The sequence below is a fragment of the Geobacillus sp. Y412MC52 genome (assembly GCF_000174795.2).
Classification (GTDB): domain Bacteria; phylum Bacillota; class Bacilli; order Bacillales; family Anoxybacillaceae; genus Geobacillus; species Geobacillus thermoleovorans.
In genome coordinates, this window is the sequence record NC_014915.1 from 2,285,627 (window position 1) to 2,300,849 (window position 15,223).

Here is a 15,223-nt window from a genome sequence, read left to right on the forward strand (position 1 = left end):
TATCCATTATTTTACTAAAAAACAAAGAATGATATGGCTGAACACAAGCTTTTCTGCCTCTTCCCTCGAACAAGAACGCCGGCGGGCAAATGTCATTTGCCCGCAAAGCGTTCATTGTTCGAGGAGGGCATGCCGTCATATGCCCAGTCGATGTATTGGCCAAGAAGCGCTACTGCAGCTGCTTGGCTGCCCCCTCCCGTTCGCGCTTGGCGATGCAGGCGGCAATAGCGTCTCCATGGAAGCGGCCGTTTTCGATAAAAATTTCATTCGCATCGTTGCCAGCGGCGATCACCCCGGCGATAAACACCCCCGGCACGTTTGTTTCCATCGTCTCCGGATCATAATGCGGCCGGCCGCTTTCCGGGTCGATCTGCACCCCGATGTTCATCAAGAAGCGATGATCCGGACGGTAGCCGGTCATGGCAAACACAAAGTCGTTTTTGATTGTTTTCGTTTCCCCGTCCACTTCATACACGACCGCATCTTCGGTAATTGCTTTCACATGTGCGCGAAACTCCATGCGGATGACGCCTTTCTTCACAAGAGAGTCAAACTCCGGCAAAATCCACGGCTTAATGCTTTTCGAATACTCGTTGCCGCGATACAGCACTGTCACGCGCGCCCCAGCTTTCACAAGCTCCATCGCCGCGTCGACGCTCGAGTTTTTCCCGCCGATGACAACGCAGTCGGTGTTGAAGTACGGATGCGCTTCTTTAAAGTAATGCATCACTTTCGGCAGCTCTTCCCCCGGCACGTTCATATAGTTCGGATGGTCGTAATAGCCGGTGGCGATGACGACGTACTGCGCGCGGTACGTCCCTTTTGTCGTTTCAATAAGAAATGCTCCATCTTCCTGCGGCTTGACGGCTTTCACTTCTTCAAACGTATTGACGCGCACTTGCTTGCGAACCACGACTTCCCGGTAATAAGCGAGCGCTTGATTTCGCGTCGGCTTCTGGTTTTCCGTGATAAACGGCACGCCGCCGATCTCGAGCCGGTCGCTCGTGCTGAAAAACGTCTGATGCGTCGGAAAACGGTAAATCGAATGGACGATGTTTCCTTTCTCGATCACCAGCGGCGAAAATCCGGCGTCTTGCAAAGCAATCGCCGCCGCCAGCCCGCACGGACCGCCGCCGACAATAATGATTTTCTCCTCTTTCATCGTTTTTGCCACCTCGCATGAAGCAAAAAATCCCCTATCTTATGATAGGGGATTTCACCAAAGCTTGCAAACATCGGCGCTTGCTCGCCTCACACCCAGCCGCGGAACCGGCACGCTTCCGCCATTTTGCGGACGCCGACCATGTAGGCGGCAAGGCGCATGTCGACGCGGCGCGTCTGCGCCATTTCATACACGTTGTTGAACGCTTTGACCATCACTTTTTCAAGCCGCTGTTCCACTTCTTCTTCCGTCCAATAGTAACCTTGGTTGTTTTGCACCCATTCGAAGTACGACACAGTCACGCCCCCAGCGCTTGCAAGCACGTCCGGAACGAGCAAAATGCCGCGCTGCGTCAAAATTTCCGTCGCCTCAAGCGTCGTCGGCCCGTTCGCCGCCTCGACGACGATGCTCGCCTTAATGCGCGGAGCGTTTTCGGCCGTAATTTGGTTTTCGATGGCCGCCGGCACCAAAATATCGCAATCGAGCTCAAGCAGCTCTTGATTCGAAATCGTATTTTTAAACAGCTTCGTCACCGTGCCAAAGCTGTCGCGCCGTTCAAGCAAATAGTCGATGTCGAGCCCGTTCGGGTCGTACAGCGCGCCGTACACATCGGAAATGCCGACGACTTTCGCCCCGGCGTCGTGCATAAATTTGGCCAAATAGCTGCCGGCGTTGCCGAACCCTTGAACGACGACGCGCGCCCCCTTGAGCGACAAGCCGCGTTTTTTCGCCGCCTCGCGGATGCAAATGGTCACTCCTTTGGCCGTCGCCGTTTCCCGGCCGTGCGAACCGCCGAGGACAAGCGGCTTCCCGGTGATAAATCCTGGCGAATCGAACTCGCGGATTCGGCTGTACTCATCCATCATCCACGCCATAATTTGCGAGTTCGTAAACACATCCGGCGCCGGAATGTCTTTTGTCGGTCCGACGATTTGGCTGATGGCGCGCACATAACCGCGGCTTAGCCGCTCGAGCTCGCGGAACGACATCGTGCGCGGGTCGCAGACGATGCCGCCTTTGCCGCCGCCGTATGGCAAGTCAACGATGCCGCACTTTAAGCTCATCCAAATCGACAGCGCTTTCACTTCTCGTTCTGTCACATCAGGATGGAAACGCACGCCGCCTTTCGTCGGACCGACCGCATCGTTATGCTGCGCGCGGTAGCCGGTAAAAATTTTCACCGACCCGTCGTCCATGCGCACCGGAATGCGGACTGTCAACACGCGGATCGGCTCTTTTAACAGCTCATACACTTCTTCCGGGTAGCCGAGCTTTTCCAACGCTCTATGTATAACAATTTGTGTCGACGCCAGCACGTCGTATTGTTGTTCTTTCTCTTCCGTATGCTTATCGGCTGCCATACGTAAACCTCCTATAAGCTCGCTATAATAATTTGTCGCCTTTCATGTCATAGTATACACCTTCTGTGGCCGGATGCAAAGGAAAAATGGCGAAGCGGCGTCGAACAGTTGGCGCAAAAAAATAGACTCCTTGTCCATTTCAAGGAGTCTTTCTATGCCTTAGTTGGCGCGGAAATAACGAACGAGCTGTTCGATCGCGCGGCGCTCAATCAGCCGCTTCCCATATTCTTGCACACGATGTATCGTTATCGTAGCCGGGTTGCCAAACTCGGCCAGCAAGGCGACAAAGTTGTCGAGCGGAATTGGGGGCTCTTCGGGAACATGCAAGTAAAAGCGGCCTTGATAGGAATAAAGCGTGCCGTCGAGGCAGCCGACCGCATGCAGGCGATGAGCGAGCTGGATGACATCTTCAAACGTTTGGAATTCGTAAAATATGTCATCGCTCTCATCGAGCGTTACTTGCATTTCGATATAATCGTCGGCGAATTCTTCTTCCATGTCGTCGTAGTCGCCTTCGTTCGTAACGATAACGACCATGCCCTGCGCCGGTAAAGAGTACACTTCGACCGCGATCGATCCGTTCACTTCAAAACCGAGCTCTTCGCTTGCTTCCTCGATCATATCGCGGAACAGCTGATGGACTTTAAACGTATCTTTCCATAAATCGTCTTTCGTCAACCCGCGGTCCAGCAAATCGTCAAACGTCAGGAAAATTTTGATTTTGTTGTGGGTCAAGCGCTCAAGACGCATCGGCACCCCTCCTTACCTACAGAGCCATCTCTTACCGTTATTGTATGACGCAAGCGGCAATTGGTTCGTTTGTTGTTATTAATGAGTTTACATCGTTTTCCCCGTTTTAGACAAGCATTTTTTCTCGGTTGCTCCCCGATCAGCATACTTCCTCCTGTCATGGCCAGCGATGCGGCATCGTCTGGCGGCCTCTCAACGTCATCATACCATAAAAAAAGGAAAAAACGAAAAAAAGCGCCGCCAGCCGCCAATGGAACTGAAACGCCCAATAAAAATGGCCGAGCGCCGCCAAGCTGAGCAACCATTGGCCTAAGCGGAGCCGCCGGCCGGACAACAAACGCACCGTCCCGGTTACAGCGATGCTAAGAAGCGCCCCGTTGGCAGCGACGCCGAGCAAAAAACAGGCAAAAGCAAGCCATGTTCGAAACGGGGAAAACAACAGCTGCGTCAAAAACAAGGTTGGGGAAAATGGCTCAAGGGGCGGCAGCCAGCGAAAAAACAAGTAAGTGTACAAAACAGCAGCCATGGCTGTCATCGATAGGCGGCCCATTTTTTCCTCCTTAGTTTTATTCCTATAATTCGTCATGGCAAACAGGCATGAACGATACCGCTCTATCATACATATAGACTGAACTTTGCCAAAAAGGAGGGGTTTTATGTTTACGACGCGCAAACAATATGAACCATACATCAGCCCGTTTGACCCGTGCCCGCCGATCCGCGTCAAAACGTACGTCACGGCGCCGAACTTATACGTCGGCTTCCAGCCGCCAAACTTGCCGCAATTTCCGCTTCGCGAAGCGCTAATGAAAGGAACGCTTTGGCAAGTGTTTTACGATCCATATTACAGCCCTTACGAAACGAAGACAAAAGGTGATGGCTCATGAAACAAATGCCGAAAGAGTATTACGAGCAGCTTGAGGAGCTGCAAGCGGTCGACTTTGCCCTCGTTGAACTGACGCTCTATTTGGACACCCATCCAACCGACTACCAGGCAATTCAACAATTTAACCAACTCGCGCAAAAGCGAAAGCAGCTGAAAAAACAGTTTGAAGCCGCCTATGGTCCGCTTGAGCAGTTTGGCCATAGCTATTCCAATTACCCATGGAACTGGGACGACACGCCGTGGCCTTGGCAAGTATAGCCGATTCATCACGAACGCAAGGGGGGGGACGGATCATGTGGATTTATGAGAAAAAATTGCAATACCCAGTCCGCGTCAGCACGTGCAACCCGCGGCTGGCGAAATATTTAATTGAACAGTACGGCGGGGCAGACGGAGAACTGGCTGCTGCGCTCCGTTACTTAAACCAGCGTTATACGCTGCCGCCGAAAGTGATCGGGCTGCTGAACGACATCGGCACCGAAGAGCTCGCCCATCTCGAAATGATCGCGACGATGGTGTATAAACTGACGAAAGACGCAACGCCGGAGCAGCTGAAAGAAGCTGGGCTGGAGCCCCATTACGTCGACCATGAGCGCGCCCTCTTTTACCATAACGCTGCCGGCAACCCGTTTACGGCGACGTATATTCAAGCAAAAGGCGACCCGATCACCGACTTGTATGAAGACATCGCCGCCGAAGAAAAAGCGCGCGCCACTTACCAATGGATCATCAACATGAGCGATGACCCGGATTTAAACGACGGGCTCCGCTTTTTGCGCGAGCGGGAAATCATCCATGCCCAACGATTCCGGGAAGCGGTGGAAATTTTAAAAGAGGAACGCAGCCATAAAAAAGTGTTCTAGTCCGATGAGCCGGGCACTGTCTCCCGCTCAGCTTTGTTCATAATAAAGATTGATGTCGTATTCCCGTTTCATCCATTCAAAGAGCCGATGGCGCCGACTCCATTGTTCCTCATCCTTCCATAAATCGATGCTTTTTTGGATGATTTCGCAGCGAAGGGCTTGAAAGTCGTCTTCCGCCTTTTCGCTTTTTCCTTTGTAATAGACGGCTGCCCAATAAACGGTGCTTAAAAGAAGCAGAATCAACACATGGGCCGGCGCGGCGAAAAACCAGGCGACCCGCTCGCTCCATGTTTCAAAAGCCGCCGCCTTGGCCAAAAGATAAAGAAGGAAAACGGCCAAACCGGAAAACGCGGCCGCCTGCAAGAGCAGCACCCGCTTTTCAAGCCGCTCCCATTTTTTCTTTTTTTCAATAACCGCAAGCAGCATTTCTTTCGCCACTTCATCGATGGGAAACTCATCCGGGAAATGGACCATCTCCTCTCCCCCTTGTCCCGTTTCTATTGTCCATCATATGCCGCAGACGGTGGCGTTAGAACAAAAAGCTGAGGGCAACGGACAATATTGGTTCAAAAAAGCGTCCCGCTTACTGTTCGCCACGAAGCGGGATGCGCAGCGTTTGCCCCGGCTGAAGGCGGCCGGTCGATAGGCCGTTTTCCTTTTTAATGAGATCGATCGCATCAGGCGTGCCGTAATATTTCATGGCGATGCTGTAGAGCGTCTCATTGGCTGCGACGACATGGGTGATGATTTTTCCTTGTTCATCATCAGTCTTTCCCCATTGTTCAGTCTTTTCCCAACCGCCGACGCTTCCTCGGTCGGCGGCGCCCTTCTGCTTCGGTTTGGCCGCCTGTTCTGTCCCCTTGACTTCGTCGTCTCGAATAATGCGCACCGTCTCGCCCCCTCTTTCTTCATGACGGACGACCGTCACAGAGCCCGACTTCGATTGGACATGATGGATCGCCAACACAGCCGCCGGCAAGATCAAAAACAAGAACAGAAGCAGACGAGACGGAACGTATTTCCGTTTTTGCTCTTCTTTTTTTCGCCGCCGTTTGATGCGCGATGACGGTGCGCTCTCGTCCAACCTCAGGCTCCGCCGCGTCCGGCTCTCCTCTGTCCTTCCCATGGCTTCACTCCTCTCCCGACCGAATATGCAACGCAAGCACGAAATCGATCAAAAAGTGCGCGGTGATGGTCACCCATAAGCTTCCGGTTTGCTCATACAACATGCCGAGAAACAAACTGACAAGCATCACCATGAGAAACAAAAACCATTTTTCCAAATATCGAACATGCAACAAGGCAAACACGACGCTTGCCGCCCCAAGCCCCCAATGCGTCTGCACAACGCCGCGAAACAGCCATTCTTCCGTCACAGCGATGAGCGCACATAAAAAAAAGAGATGCGGAATCGAGCGGCCGCGGAATATTTTTTCGTTCACCCCGCCGTCGTCATGCCAATCATCCGGCAAATAGCGCATGGCCAAAAAATCGACCGCCAGCACGAGCGCCGCCCCGCCCGCTCCGTATAGCAGCACATCGGTGAGATCGAACCGCCAAAGCCGGCGCCACTCCGCCCAATCGAACAAAAAGAGCGAACAGCCGCCGGCGGCAAGAAGCAGCAACCCTTGCGTTACATAAAGATGAAAAAGCACTTCGCGGTCCGTCATATGTTGAATTTGTTCACTTTGCCGCCTCATCTTGCCGCCCCTCCGCTGAAAAACATCCGCCATAGCTCTTCGCGCCAGTGGCCGATCGGCGCCGCAGCCGGATGGCGGGCAGCGCGCATATAGACATCAAGCCGCAGCCCGCAGCGATCGCAGCAGACATTCCGCTGATCCGTCAGCTCCTCGCCAAACGCGCGGACAAGCGCTTGACGCCGGCACGAAGACAAGTGCACCCATTCATCCATTTCCTGCAGTTTTTTCCGCTTCCAGCGCCGCCGCGCCTCGATGGCGGCTGCCATCCTGCCGTACAGCCGCTCTTTCGCCTCCGCTGTCAGCCAACCAGGCATCGCCCGTTGTTCCCGTTCTAAAAAATACGCCAACAGCCGCTTTTGTACGTCGGTGAATCCGGCAGCCTCGAGCGTCGCCATCGCCGCTTCCCATCCGGCTCCTTCCGGCAGCCGCCGACACCACTCACGCAGCTCGCGCGGACTTAACAGCTCGGCCTCCGCCACCGCCTGGGCCATGGTCCGATCGCCGTCCGCATAAAATAACACAGCAAGGCTTGGGGCTCCGTCACGCCCCGCGCGCCCGATTTCCTGCACATACGCCTCAAGCTGGGCCGGCATATGAAAATGAAGCACAAATCGGACGTTTTCTTTGTTCACGCCCATGCCGAATGCGCTTGTACAACATACGATGTCAAGCTGACCGTAGACAAATTGCTGCTGCACGAGCAACCGTTGCTCCCCGTCCATGCCGGCATGGTAATAGGCGACCCGCCCCGCGCCGCACTGTTCGAGCCGGCGCGCCATCTCTTCCGCCCATTGACGGCTCGAAAAATAAATGATTCCCGGGCCTTCGAGACGCTTGGCATAATCGGCCAAGCGCGCCGCTTTGTCCTCCGTTGATGAACAATGCTCCACGCACAAGGCGATGTTCGGACGATCGACGGAATGAATATGGCGGCGGGCGCCATCCATCCCGAGCGTGCGAATAATATCCTCCTGCACCTCGGGCGGCGCCGTCGCCGTCAACGCCAAACACGGCGGGGCCCCGAGCGCGCGCCGGATCTCCCCAAGCTTTAAAAAGTCCGGGCGAAAGTCATATCCCCATTGAGAAATGCAGTGCGCTTCATCGACGACAAAAAGCGAAATGCATACGCGCCGAAGCGCCGTTAAAAATTTTGCCGACTGCAGCATCTCCGGCGACGCGTAAATAAAGCGAAACTCCGCAAGCGAAGCGAGCGCCTGCCATTTTTCTTCGGCATCAAGCAGGCTGTGAAAAGCAATCACTCGCTTTTCCCCGCGCCGGCGCAACTGCTCGACTTGGTCCTCCATGAGCGACACAAGCGGCGAAACGATCAGCACACTGCCTTGAAGCAAATACGCTGGCAGCTGATAGCAAAGCGACTTGCCGCTTCCGGTCGGCAGCATCGCCAGCACGTCGCGCCCTGCAAGCACATCTTCCGCCACTTCCCGCTGACCCGGGCGGAATGAAGCATGTCCGAACTTCATGCGCAGCGTTTTCGTCAACTCGTCCAACGTCCCACTTCCTTTGCCAACACGAGCCGAATTTCAAAATAGCTGACTTTGCCGTCAAGCGCCTCGCGAATCTCTTTCAATTTCCTCGTCCTAAGCGCCTGCGCCGCCGCTCGAATGGCCGCCTCCTTTTCATCGTCGACAAACGGAGCGATCGAAAAACCGGACACATTGGCAGCGATTTCGACAACGTGATCCTCAATCGTGCTTCGCTTCAAGCGGCGAAGCTTGGAAATATCTTCTATCGTTTTTCCTTTCCGCAGCCATTCGTACGTTTTTTGCGCCGATTGTGTCAGCACCGCCGGCGCCAGTCCGCTCATCAATTCGGCCATCATCGGAGCGCGTCCAGCCTCAGCTTCCGCCATGATGTAATGAAGCACATTGCGGAATTGAAACTGCACGTAGAGCGCGTCCTTTTGCAAATGGGCCGCGATTTGCTCCATCGTCCAGCCGATGCGGACCGCGCTCGTCAAACGCAGCGTAAAGATCACCGCCGCCTCTTCCGAAACCGCTTCAAGCAGCCGGATGAGCTCTTGATACAGCGTCTCGGCCAACATCTGGCGCGATCCTTTTGCAAGCAAATATTGCTTCACCCATTGAAGCGTCCGCTCGTCGCGGCAAATCGGTGCAAAACGCCGCCCATAGACGAGGTTTGACAATGTCTGCCCGATCAAGGAAAGACGCTGCCAAAACAGCGGTTCCGCCTCATGATAGCGCCAGCCGTTCAGATGGCGGGGGAAAAGCGCCGCTTGCTCGGCAAGCCATTCTTCCCCTGCCGCGGTCAACGTGTATGTCCGCTGTTTCGCGGATAAAGCGAGTCGCTGTTCGACAAGCGCCATTGCCGCCTCCTCGAGCGCCGCCATCGTCACATTCTTCCATGTGCCAAACAGCGGCTCAAGCTGAAACCATTTGCTGTCTTGGAGCGTCTGCGCCGATTTTTTTCCCGAAAATAAATGATACACCGCCGCCAGCGTCCGTTCGCCGTTGAAGCGGCGCAAGCAATGGGCGAGCAAAAATGAGGCATAGCCATGCCGCATCCTGCGTTCCTCCCTCGCCTCTATTGTAGCAAAAATCGCCCAACCGGTCGGCAGAAAAAATCGATCGGTTGACCGTTCCGCCATATGATAACAAAACTAAATAAGATGCATATGTGTAAAAATACAAGAGAGCGATTTTTTTGTTGAAAAGCCGGCCGTACGGTCTTATTATTAAAAGTGAAAAGTTCATTTCCGAGCAGGCAACACGGAGATGGCCCGTCCGTTTCCAATAAACTTGGGGAGGTTCGATTTTTATGCCAAAGTATACGATTGTTGATAAAGAGACTTGCATCGCCTGCGGAGCTTGCGGCGCCGCCGCTCCCGACATTTACGACTACGACGAGGACGGCATTGCCTACGTCACCCTTGATGACAACCAAGGCATCGTCGAAGTGCCGGAGATTTTGATTGACGATATGATGGACGCCTTCGAAGGCTGTCCGACTGAATCGATCAAAGTTGCTGACGAGCCGTTTGACGGCGATCCGAATAAATTCGACTGACATTCCCCCTCTTGCCTTGTCGGCAAGAGGGTTTTTTGATGCAAGCGTGAAATCACAAGTGGCGCATCTTGAACGAACGTGCTACAATAAAATTGGCTTGTCCGCCGCGCCTGCTGGGTGGACAAGTTTTCATGTATACATAACCAACAAAGGAGGAACGGGTTATGGCATTCGAAAATAAAATTGTCGAAGCGTTTATCGAAATTCCAACCGGAAGCCAAAACAAATACGAATTCGACAAAGAACGGGGCATTTTCAAGCTCGACCGCGTCTTATATTCACCGATGTTTTATCCGGCTGAATACGGCTACTTGCAAAATACGTTGGCGCTGGATGGCGACCCGCTCGACATTTTGGTCATCACGACAAACCCGACGTTCCCGGGCTGCGTCATCGACACGCGCGTCATCGGCTATTTGAACATGGTCGACAGCGGCGAAGAAGATGCGAAATTGATCGGCGTTCCGGTCGAAGATCCGCGCTTTGACGAAGTGAGATCGATTGAAGACCTCCCGCAGCACAAACTGAAAGAAATCGCCCACTTCTTTGAACGCTACAAAGACTTGCAAGGGAAACGGACGGAAATCGGCACATGGGAGGGGCCGGAAGCAGCCGCCAAATTGATCGACGAATGCATCGCCCGCTACAACGAACAGAAAAACAAGTAATCCGTCCAACATCTCATTTCACTAGACGCCGTTTTTCTATTTCCGAACAATTTTGCCCATGTCGTTTGATATGGGCGCTTTTCTTTTTCAAACCCCGAACATTCCTGCTCAAAAAAACGTTTTCATTGGTATGACTTCTTTTTCCCCCATTGACAGAAACCGCTTTCGCATGTTAAATTATCAGAAATTTAACATCCTTGAAACAGAAAGGGGCACCCACTGTGTTTCGCGTACTCGTTTCCGACGCCATCAGTGAAGAAGGTTTGGCGCCGCTCTGCGCATCGGCGCAGATCGACATCGTGCAAAAGAAAACAACCGAAGCGGAAGAGGAATTGCACACCTTTGACGCTTTGCTCGTGCGCAGCGCCACCAAAGTGACGGAAGAACTATTGGAAAAAATGCCGAACTTAAAAATTATCGGCCGCGCCGGGGTGGGCGTCGACAACATTGATGTCGATGCAGCGACGAAACGCGGCATCGTCGTCATTAACGCGCCAAACGGCAATACGATTTCGGCCGCTGAGCATACCTTTGCCATGATGGCCGCCCTCGTCCGACGCATCCCGCAGGCGCACATTTCCGTCAAATCGAGGGAGTGGAACCGCTCGGCGTTTGTCGGCAACGAGCTGTTTGGCAAAAAATTGGGCATCATCGGCTTCGGCCGCATCGGTTCGGAAGTCGCCAAACGGGCGCGCGCCTTTGGCATGAGCGTGCACGTGTACGACCCATTTTTAACGAAAGAACGCGCCGAAAAACTCGGCGTCTCGATTCACTCGCTTGACGAAGTGCTGGCCGTGGCTGACATCATCACCGTTCATACGCCGCTCACGAAAGAAACGCGCGGGTTGCTTGGCACGGAAAACTTGGCGAAAACGAAAAAGGGCGTCTATTTGATCAACTGCGCCCGCGGCGGCATCATCGACGAACAGGCGCTCATCCCGTTCTTGGAAAGCGGGCATGTCGCCGGCGTCGCCCTCGACGTCTTTGAACAAGAGCCGCCAGGGGATCATCCGCTTTTAGCGTTTGACAATGTGATCGTCACGCCGCATTTAGGGGCGTCGACCGTCGAAGCGCAGCTGAACGTCGCCACCCAAGTCGCGGAAGAGCTGCTCCACTTTTTTGAAGGGCGGCCAGTCACCTCATCGATCAACTTGCCGGCGTTGTCGAAAGACGTCTATGAAAAAATTCAAGCATTCTATCATTTAGGCCGGAAGCTCGGCTTGATTGCATCGCAGTTTATGAACATCCCGGTGCAAGAGCTGTCGGTCACCTACGCCGGCACGGTCGCTGATCTGGAGACGACGTACATCACCCGCAGCCTGCTCGCCGGCTTCCTGCGGCCGCGCGTCGCCTCAACCGTCAACGAGGTGAACGCCGCCATGGTCGCCAAAGAGCGCGGCATCACATACGGTGAAAAATTTTCCGATGAAACGCACGGCTATGCGAACTGCATTTCGCTCACCGTCCATGGCGAAAACAAAACGTTCACGATCAAAGGAACGCACGTGCCGAACTACGGCGACCGCATCGTCCATTTTGACGGCGTCGCCATCGACTTTGCCCCGGAAGGCCATCTCCTGTATATCCAGCACCAAGACCGGCCGGGGATGATCGGCAAAGTCGGGAACGTGCTTGGGGCGCACGATGTCAACATCGCCACCATGCAAGTCGGCCGCCAAGAAGCGGGGGGCAAGGCGATGATGATCTTATCGCTTGACAAACCGGTCGATGATGAGGTATTGCAGGCGTTGGCGCAAATTGATGACATCGAAACGGTGAAGCGGCTCGAAGCGTAACCACCCGCTTCTGCGGGCAGATCATACAAAAAACGCAGGCCTTCCCAGAAAGGAGCCTGCGTTTTTCGTTCGAGCAAGCCCCACAGCAGCCATTCGCATCGTATAGTTCCCTCTTGCGAAAAGGCGATGATCATGACCCAAAAGGTTGTTTTTCCTTAAACCAAACACAATGCATCGTTTCTTAATGATTGTTTTACGCCTACATACTAAGAAAGGGTGTCCCGATCCTTTTGGGACACCCTCGTGTTTTGTCAGTTCCGTTCAGCCGAGCGGCACCGCCTTCCGCTCGCCTTTCGAGAACGTCATCAGCTCGGTGTAGCCGACACTGCGGGCGAGTTCCACCGCCTTGTCAAAGTCGGCGCCGACATGCTCAGGCACGTGCGCGTCGGACGACAACACAATCGGAATGCCTTTGTCATAGCACATTTTCAATAGGCGCGGATCCGGATACAGTTCGCCGACCGGCTTGCGCAGCCCGGCGGTGCTGATTTCGACGCACGTTTTCGAATTGGCGAGCGCTGTTGTCGCCCGGTCGTATTGTTCAAGCAAAAATTCCTCATCTTCCGGGACGTATTGAAAAATTTTCACCAAATCGAGGTGGCCGATAATGTCAAACAAATTCGACTCGGCGAGCGTCACGACTTGATCGAAATATTTGCGGTATGTATCGTACAAATCGCGCCGTTCCCACTCGTGGCGATATTCGGCTAAGTCGATGCCGAAATCGTCGACCCAATGGATCGAACCGATGACATAGTCAAACTCGTATGAGCGGATAAAGGCGGCCATTTCCTCGTGTTTGCCCGGCGTATAATCCATTTCGATCGACATTTTCACATCGAGGCCCGCATCCCACGCTTCGTGGAACAGCCGGACATAATCGTCCATATCGTAGCAGCGGCGCGCGTCGACCCACGGATTGGACAAAATGTTTCTCGTTTGGTAAAAATGGTACGCGTGCTCGGAAATGCCGAAATGCTGGATGCCTTTTTTGACCGCTGCATCCGTGAACTGGCGCAAATAATCAAGCGTCAACGTCCCTCGTTCCAAATGGTTATGATAATCGGTCAACATCGGCGTTTCTCCTCTCCTGCTGTTTTTCTCATTATAACGCATTACCGCAAGAAAGGACAACCGTTTTGCGAATATTCATCCAATCATCCGTTGGCGCCGACAAGAAACAACAGTCCGACGCATACCGCCACGCCAGCCACCGCCAAGAGGCGTCTCATCACATCGCCCATTTCCATCCCTCCTTGCCTATGTCGCACCATATATGTCTTATGCCAAAACGAACGCCGATAGAACGGCCTCGCGTCGACATTAACAAAAAAAACCGCTAAGAGCTCACGCTGGCGGCTACGGGCCGGTTGCCAGCAACGCGGCGTTCGGTCCGACCGGCACGTTGATCGGCTTCCCAAGCGGATACGGGCCAAGAGTCGATAACCCGCTCGACTCGAATGTGACGTCAAGCAGCCCAAACTCTTTCGCCGTCAGCAGCACGGCCTCCGCCATGCTCGCCGCTTCTTCCGCGCTTGGCCGAGCGGACAAATGAAGCCGGACCGTAGCATGGCGCGCATCGACATCGACCGAATCAACTTCCACCCCTGGTGGAATGGCCGGCTCAAGCCCGTGGATCGTCGATTTTTTCATCTGCTTGAGCGCCTCAGGAAACGAGCGGGCGCTGCCTGGCGCCGGGATGAGCACCGTATAGCCGAAGGAGGAGGAGCGGTTTTGATAATACATTCGCTTCTGCTGGTTGATTTTTGTCGTTTTTAGACGACCCAACACTGGCAAATCGAGCCCTTCTTCCTCCCCAGTGAAAAAACGGATGCTTCGCCCGCCCATCTGCCGCACTGTTTCCATGACCGCGTCGAAAAAGAGGCGTTGTTCCTCATGGCTGGCGGCAAACACGCGATGGCTCGCTGGAACGCGAACAACCCATACGCGCCCATCGCCTGCCGCCGGGGCCATCTTCACACCGTCGAGCCACGCGGACGCCTCACGCAACGGGGAACGGGCAAGCTCACCGAGCGCCGCGGACAGCCGTTCTGCCGAGGCAAAACGGCCAGGAAGGGGAACAACCACTGGCACCACTTGGCCGATTCGCTCATCGGGCAAGGCAATCACCACTGCATTCGCCGGTTCGCTGGCGGCCATCATCGCTTTTGGGTGAGAGGAAGCGCCATCCGCCTCTAGCGTCTGAACAGGGGATGAGGAAGCCTCGTTTTTGTCCGAACGTGTTGGAACGATGAAATGCGGACCGGCATAAACCGCCGATGCAAGCACGGCCGCCGATGCAACCGCTGGGAGCCAACGCCGCTTCCAGCGCGCCATCCGCTGAGCGCGCACCAGCCGGACATACACTTCTTCTTTCGTGCGCCGGTCTTTGATAACGGGCAACTGTTCAAGCCCATGTTCAATGCATCGCTCATTCCAATTGAGCTTTTTCACACCGCCACCCCTCCTGTTTTGCCTCTTCCTCCATATATTGCTTGAGCGCCTTTAGTGCGCGGTGCTGCGTCGTTTTCACTTTGCTTTCCGTCCAGCCGAGCGCTTCCGCCGTTTCCGCGATCGACAGCGACTGGATGAATCGAAGGACGAGCACAAGCCGTTGATCAACCGTGCAGCGCGCCAAACCACGGTACATAAGCTGAATCTCCTCGTTTTGAATCGCCATTTCCTCAGGAATCGGCTCGTCGGCGCCGATTTGTTCCTCGCTCCATTCCGCCGAACCAGCCCATTGGCGCCGGCGTTTTTGCTTGCGGAAAAAATCAATGGCCACATGGCGCGCAATGGACAGCAGCCACGTTTTTTCGCTGCACTGCCCTTTAAACCGTTTGTATGAGCGCAGCACTCTGACGTACACTTCCTGAACCAAATCTTCGGCCTGCTCTCGATTCCGCACCATGTAAAACAAAAAATTAAACAAGTCATCGTGATATTTTTCATACAACTGCTCAAAGACGGGGTCCATCGCCTCTCTCCCCCT

18 protein-coding genes are annotated in these 15,223 nt (G+C 54.2%); 6 read left to right on the top strand and 12 right to left on the bottom strand.

Annotated elements, in window-relative coordinates; translation table 11 throughout:
* Positions 1–169: 169 nt before the first annotated feature.
* The 4 genes from GYMC52_RS11235 to GYMC52_RS11250 form a co-directional block, all read right to left on the bottom strand.
* Positions 170–1,162, bottom strand: a complete 993-nt coding sequence (locus tag GYMC52_RS11235; RefSeq protein ID WP_012820742.1) for a YpdA family putative bacillithiol disulfide reductase — start codon at positions 1,160–1,162, stop codon at positions 170–172.
* A gap of 89 nt (positions 1,163–1,251) precedes the next feature.
* Positions 1,252–2,523: a Glu/Leu/Phe/Val family dehydrogenase gene (locus GYMC52_RS11240; RefSeq protein ID WP_011231719.1), complete on the bottom strand. Its 1,272-nt coding sequence runs from the start codon at positions 2,521–2,523 to the stop codon at positions 1,252–1,254.
* Positions 2,524–2,682: 159 nt separating this feature from the next.
* Complete coding sequence (locus GYMC52_RS11245) at positions 2,683–3,273, bottom strand: genetic competence negative regulator (protein ID WP_011231720.1); 591 nt, start codon at positions 3,271–3,273, stop codon at positions 2,683–2,685.
* Between the two features lie 157 nt (positions 3,274–3,430).
* On the bottom strand, positions 3,431–3,823 hold the full coding sequence (locus tag GYMC52_RS11250) for a hypothetical protein (RefSeq protein ID WP_012820741.1): 393 nt from the start codon (positions 3,821–3,823) through the stop codon (positions 3,431–3,433).
* Positions 3,824–3,929: 106 nt separating this feature from the next.
* Here GYMC52_RS11250 and GYMC52_RS11255 point away from each other — a divergent pair, with 106 nt between their 5' ends.
* Genes GYMC52_RS11255 through GYMC52_RS11265 form a run of 3 tightly spaced genes read left to right on the top strand, consistent with a single transcriptional unit; the run spans position 3,930 to position 5,022 of the window.
* Entirely contained in the window at positions 3,930–4,160 is a 231-nt protein-coding gene (locus GYMC52_RS11255) for a spore coat associated protein CotJA (protein WP_012820740.1), read from the top strand.
* Positions 4,157–4,417: a spore coat protein CotJB gene (locus tag GYMC52_RS11260; RefSeq protein ID WP_012820739.1), complete on the top strand. Its 261-nt coding sequence runs from the start codon at positions 4,157–4,159 to the stop codon at positions 4,415–4,417. Before GYMC52_RS11255 ends, GYMC52_RS11260 begins: the two co-directional genes overlap by 4 nt.
* Positions 4,418–4,452: 35 nt before the next feature.
* The gene (locus tag GYMC52_RS11265; RefSeq protein ID WP_012820738.1) at positions 4,453–5,022 is read left to right on the top strand and encodes a manganese catalase family protein; all 570 of its coding nucleotides are present in this window, start codon (positions 4,453–4,455) and stop codon (positions 5,020–5,022) included.
* Positions 5,023–5,049: 27 nt separating this feature from the next.
* On the opposite strand, the gene GYMC52_RS11270 is transcribed toward GYMC52_RS11265, so the two are convergent.
* From GYMC52_RS11270 to GYMC52_RS11290, 5 genes are all read right to left on the bottom strand, one after another.
* Positions 5,050–5,496, bottom strand: coding sequence for a YpbF family protein (locus GYMC52_RS11270; RefSeq protein WP_012820737.1), 447 nt, complete (start codon positions 5,494–5,496; stop codon positions 5,050–5,052).
* Positions 5,497–5,605: 109 nt separating this feature from the next.
* Positions 5,606–6,148 carry a LysM peptidoglycan-binding domain-containing protein gene (locus tag GYMC52_RS11275; RefSeq protein WP_012820736.1) on the bottom strand — a complete coding sequence of 181 codons (543 nt, stop codon included), beginning with the start codon at positions 6,146–6,148 and terminating at the stop codon, positions 5,606–5,608.
* 4 nt (positions 6,149–6,152) lie between these two features.
* On the bottom strand, positions 6,153–6,722 hold the full coding sequence (locus GYMC52_RS11280; protein WP_012820735.1) for a CPBP family intramembrane glutamic endopeptidase: 570 nt from the start codon (positions 6,720–6,722) through the stop codon (positions 6,153–6,155).
* Positions 6,719–8,230, bottom strand: a complete 1,512-nt coding sequence (locus GYMC52_RS11285) for a RecQ family ATP-dependent DNA helicase (protein WP_012820734.1) — start codon at positions 8,228–8,230, stop codon at positions 6,719–6,721. Before GYMC52_RS11285 ends, GYMC52_RS11280 begins: the two co-directional genes overlap by 4 nt.
* Entirely contained in the window at positions 8,218–9,264 is a 1,047-nt protein-coding gene (locus GYMC52_RS11290) for a helix-turn-helix domain-containing protein (protein WP_012820733.1), read from the bottom strand. Before GYMC52_RS11290 ends, GYMC52_RS11285 begins: the two co-directional genes overlap by 13 nt.
* Positions 9,265–9,518: 254 nt before the next feature.
* Here GYMC52_RS11290 and GYMC52_RS11295 point away from each other — a divergent pair, with 254 nt between their 5' ends.
* The 3 genes from GYMC52_RS11295 (at position 9,519) to serA (ending at position 12,231) form a co-directional block, all read left to right on the top strand.
* On the top strand, positions 9,519–9,767 hold the full coding sequence (locus GYMC52_RS11295; protein WP_011231729.1) for a ferredoxin: 249 nt from the start codon (positions 9,519–9,521) through the stop codon (positions 9,765–9,767).
* A gap of 164 nt (positions 9,768–9,931) precedes the next feature.
* On the top strand, positions 9,932–10,435 hold the full coding sequence (locus GYMC52_RS11300; RefSeq protein ID WP_011231730.1) for an inorganic diphosphatase: 504 nt from the start codon (positions 9,932–9,934) through the stop codon (positions 10,433–10,435).
* 221 nt (positions 10,436–10,656) lie between these two features.
* The gene (gene serA / locus GYMC52_RS11305; RefSeq protein ID WP_012820732.1) at positions 10,657–12,231 is read left to right on the top strand and encodes a phosphoglycerate dehydrogenase; all 1,575 of its coding nucleotides are present in this window, start codon (positions 10,657–10,659) and stop codon (positions 12,229–12,231) included.
* A 261-nt stretch (positions 12,232–12,492) separates the two neighbouring features.
* On the opposite strand, the gene GYMC52_RS11310 is transcribed toward serA, so the two are convergent.
* From GYMC52_RS11310 to sigX, 3 genes are all read right to left on the bottom strand, one after another.
* Positions 12,493–13,305: a histidinol-phosphatase gene (locus GYMC52_RS11310; protein WP_012820731.1), complete on the bottom strand. Its 813-nt coding sequence runs from the start codon at positions 13,303–13,305 to the stop codon at positions 12,493–12,495.
* A gap of 285 nt (positions 13,306–13,590) precedes the next feature.
* Positions 13,591–14,685 carry a GerMN domain-containing protein gene (locus GYMC52_RS11315; protein ID WP_012820729.1) on the bottom strand — a complete coding sequence of 365 codons (1,095 nt, stop codon included), beginning with the start codon at positions 14,683–14,685 and terminating at the stop codon, positions 13,591–13,593.
* Positions 14,663–15,208 (bottom strand): RNA polymerase sigma factor SigX, encoded by a 546-nt coding sequence (sigX, locus tag GYMC52_RS11320; RefSeq protein WP_012820728.1) that lies wholly within the window; start codon positions 15,206–15,208, stop codon positions 14,663–14,665. The genes GYMC52_RS11315 and sigX overlap by 23 nt, the downstream gene beginning before the upstream one ends.
* Positions 15,209–15,223: the final 15 nt, after the last annotated feature.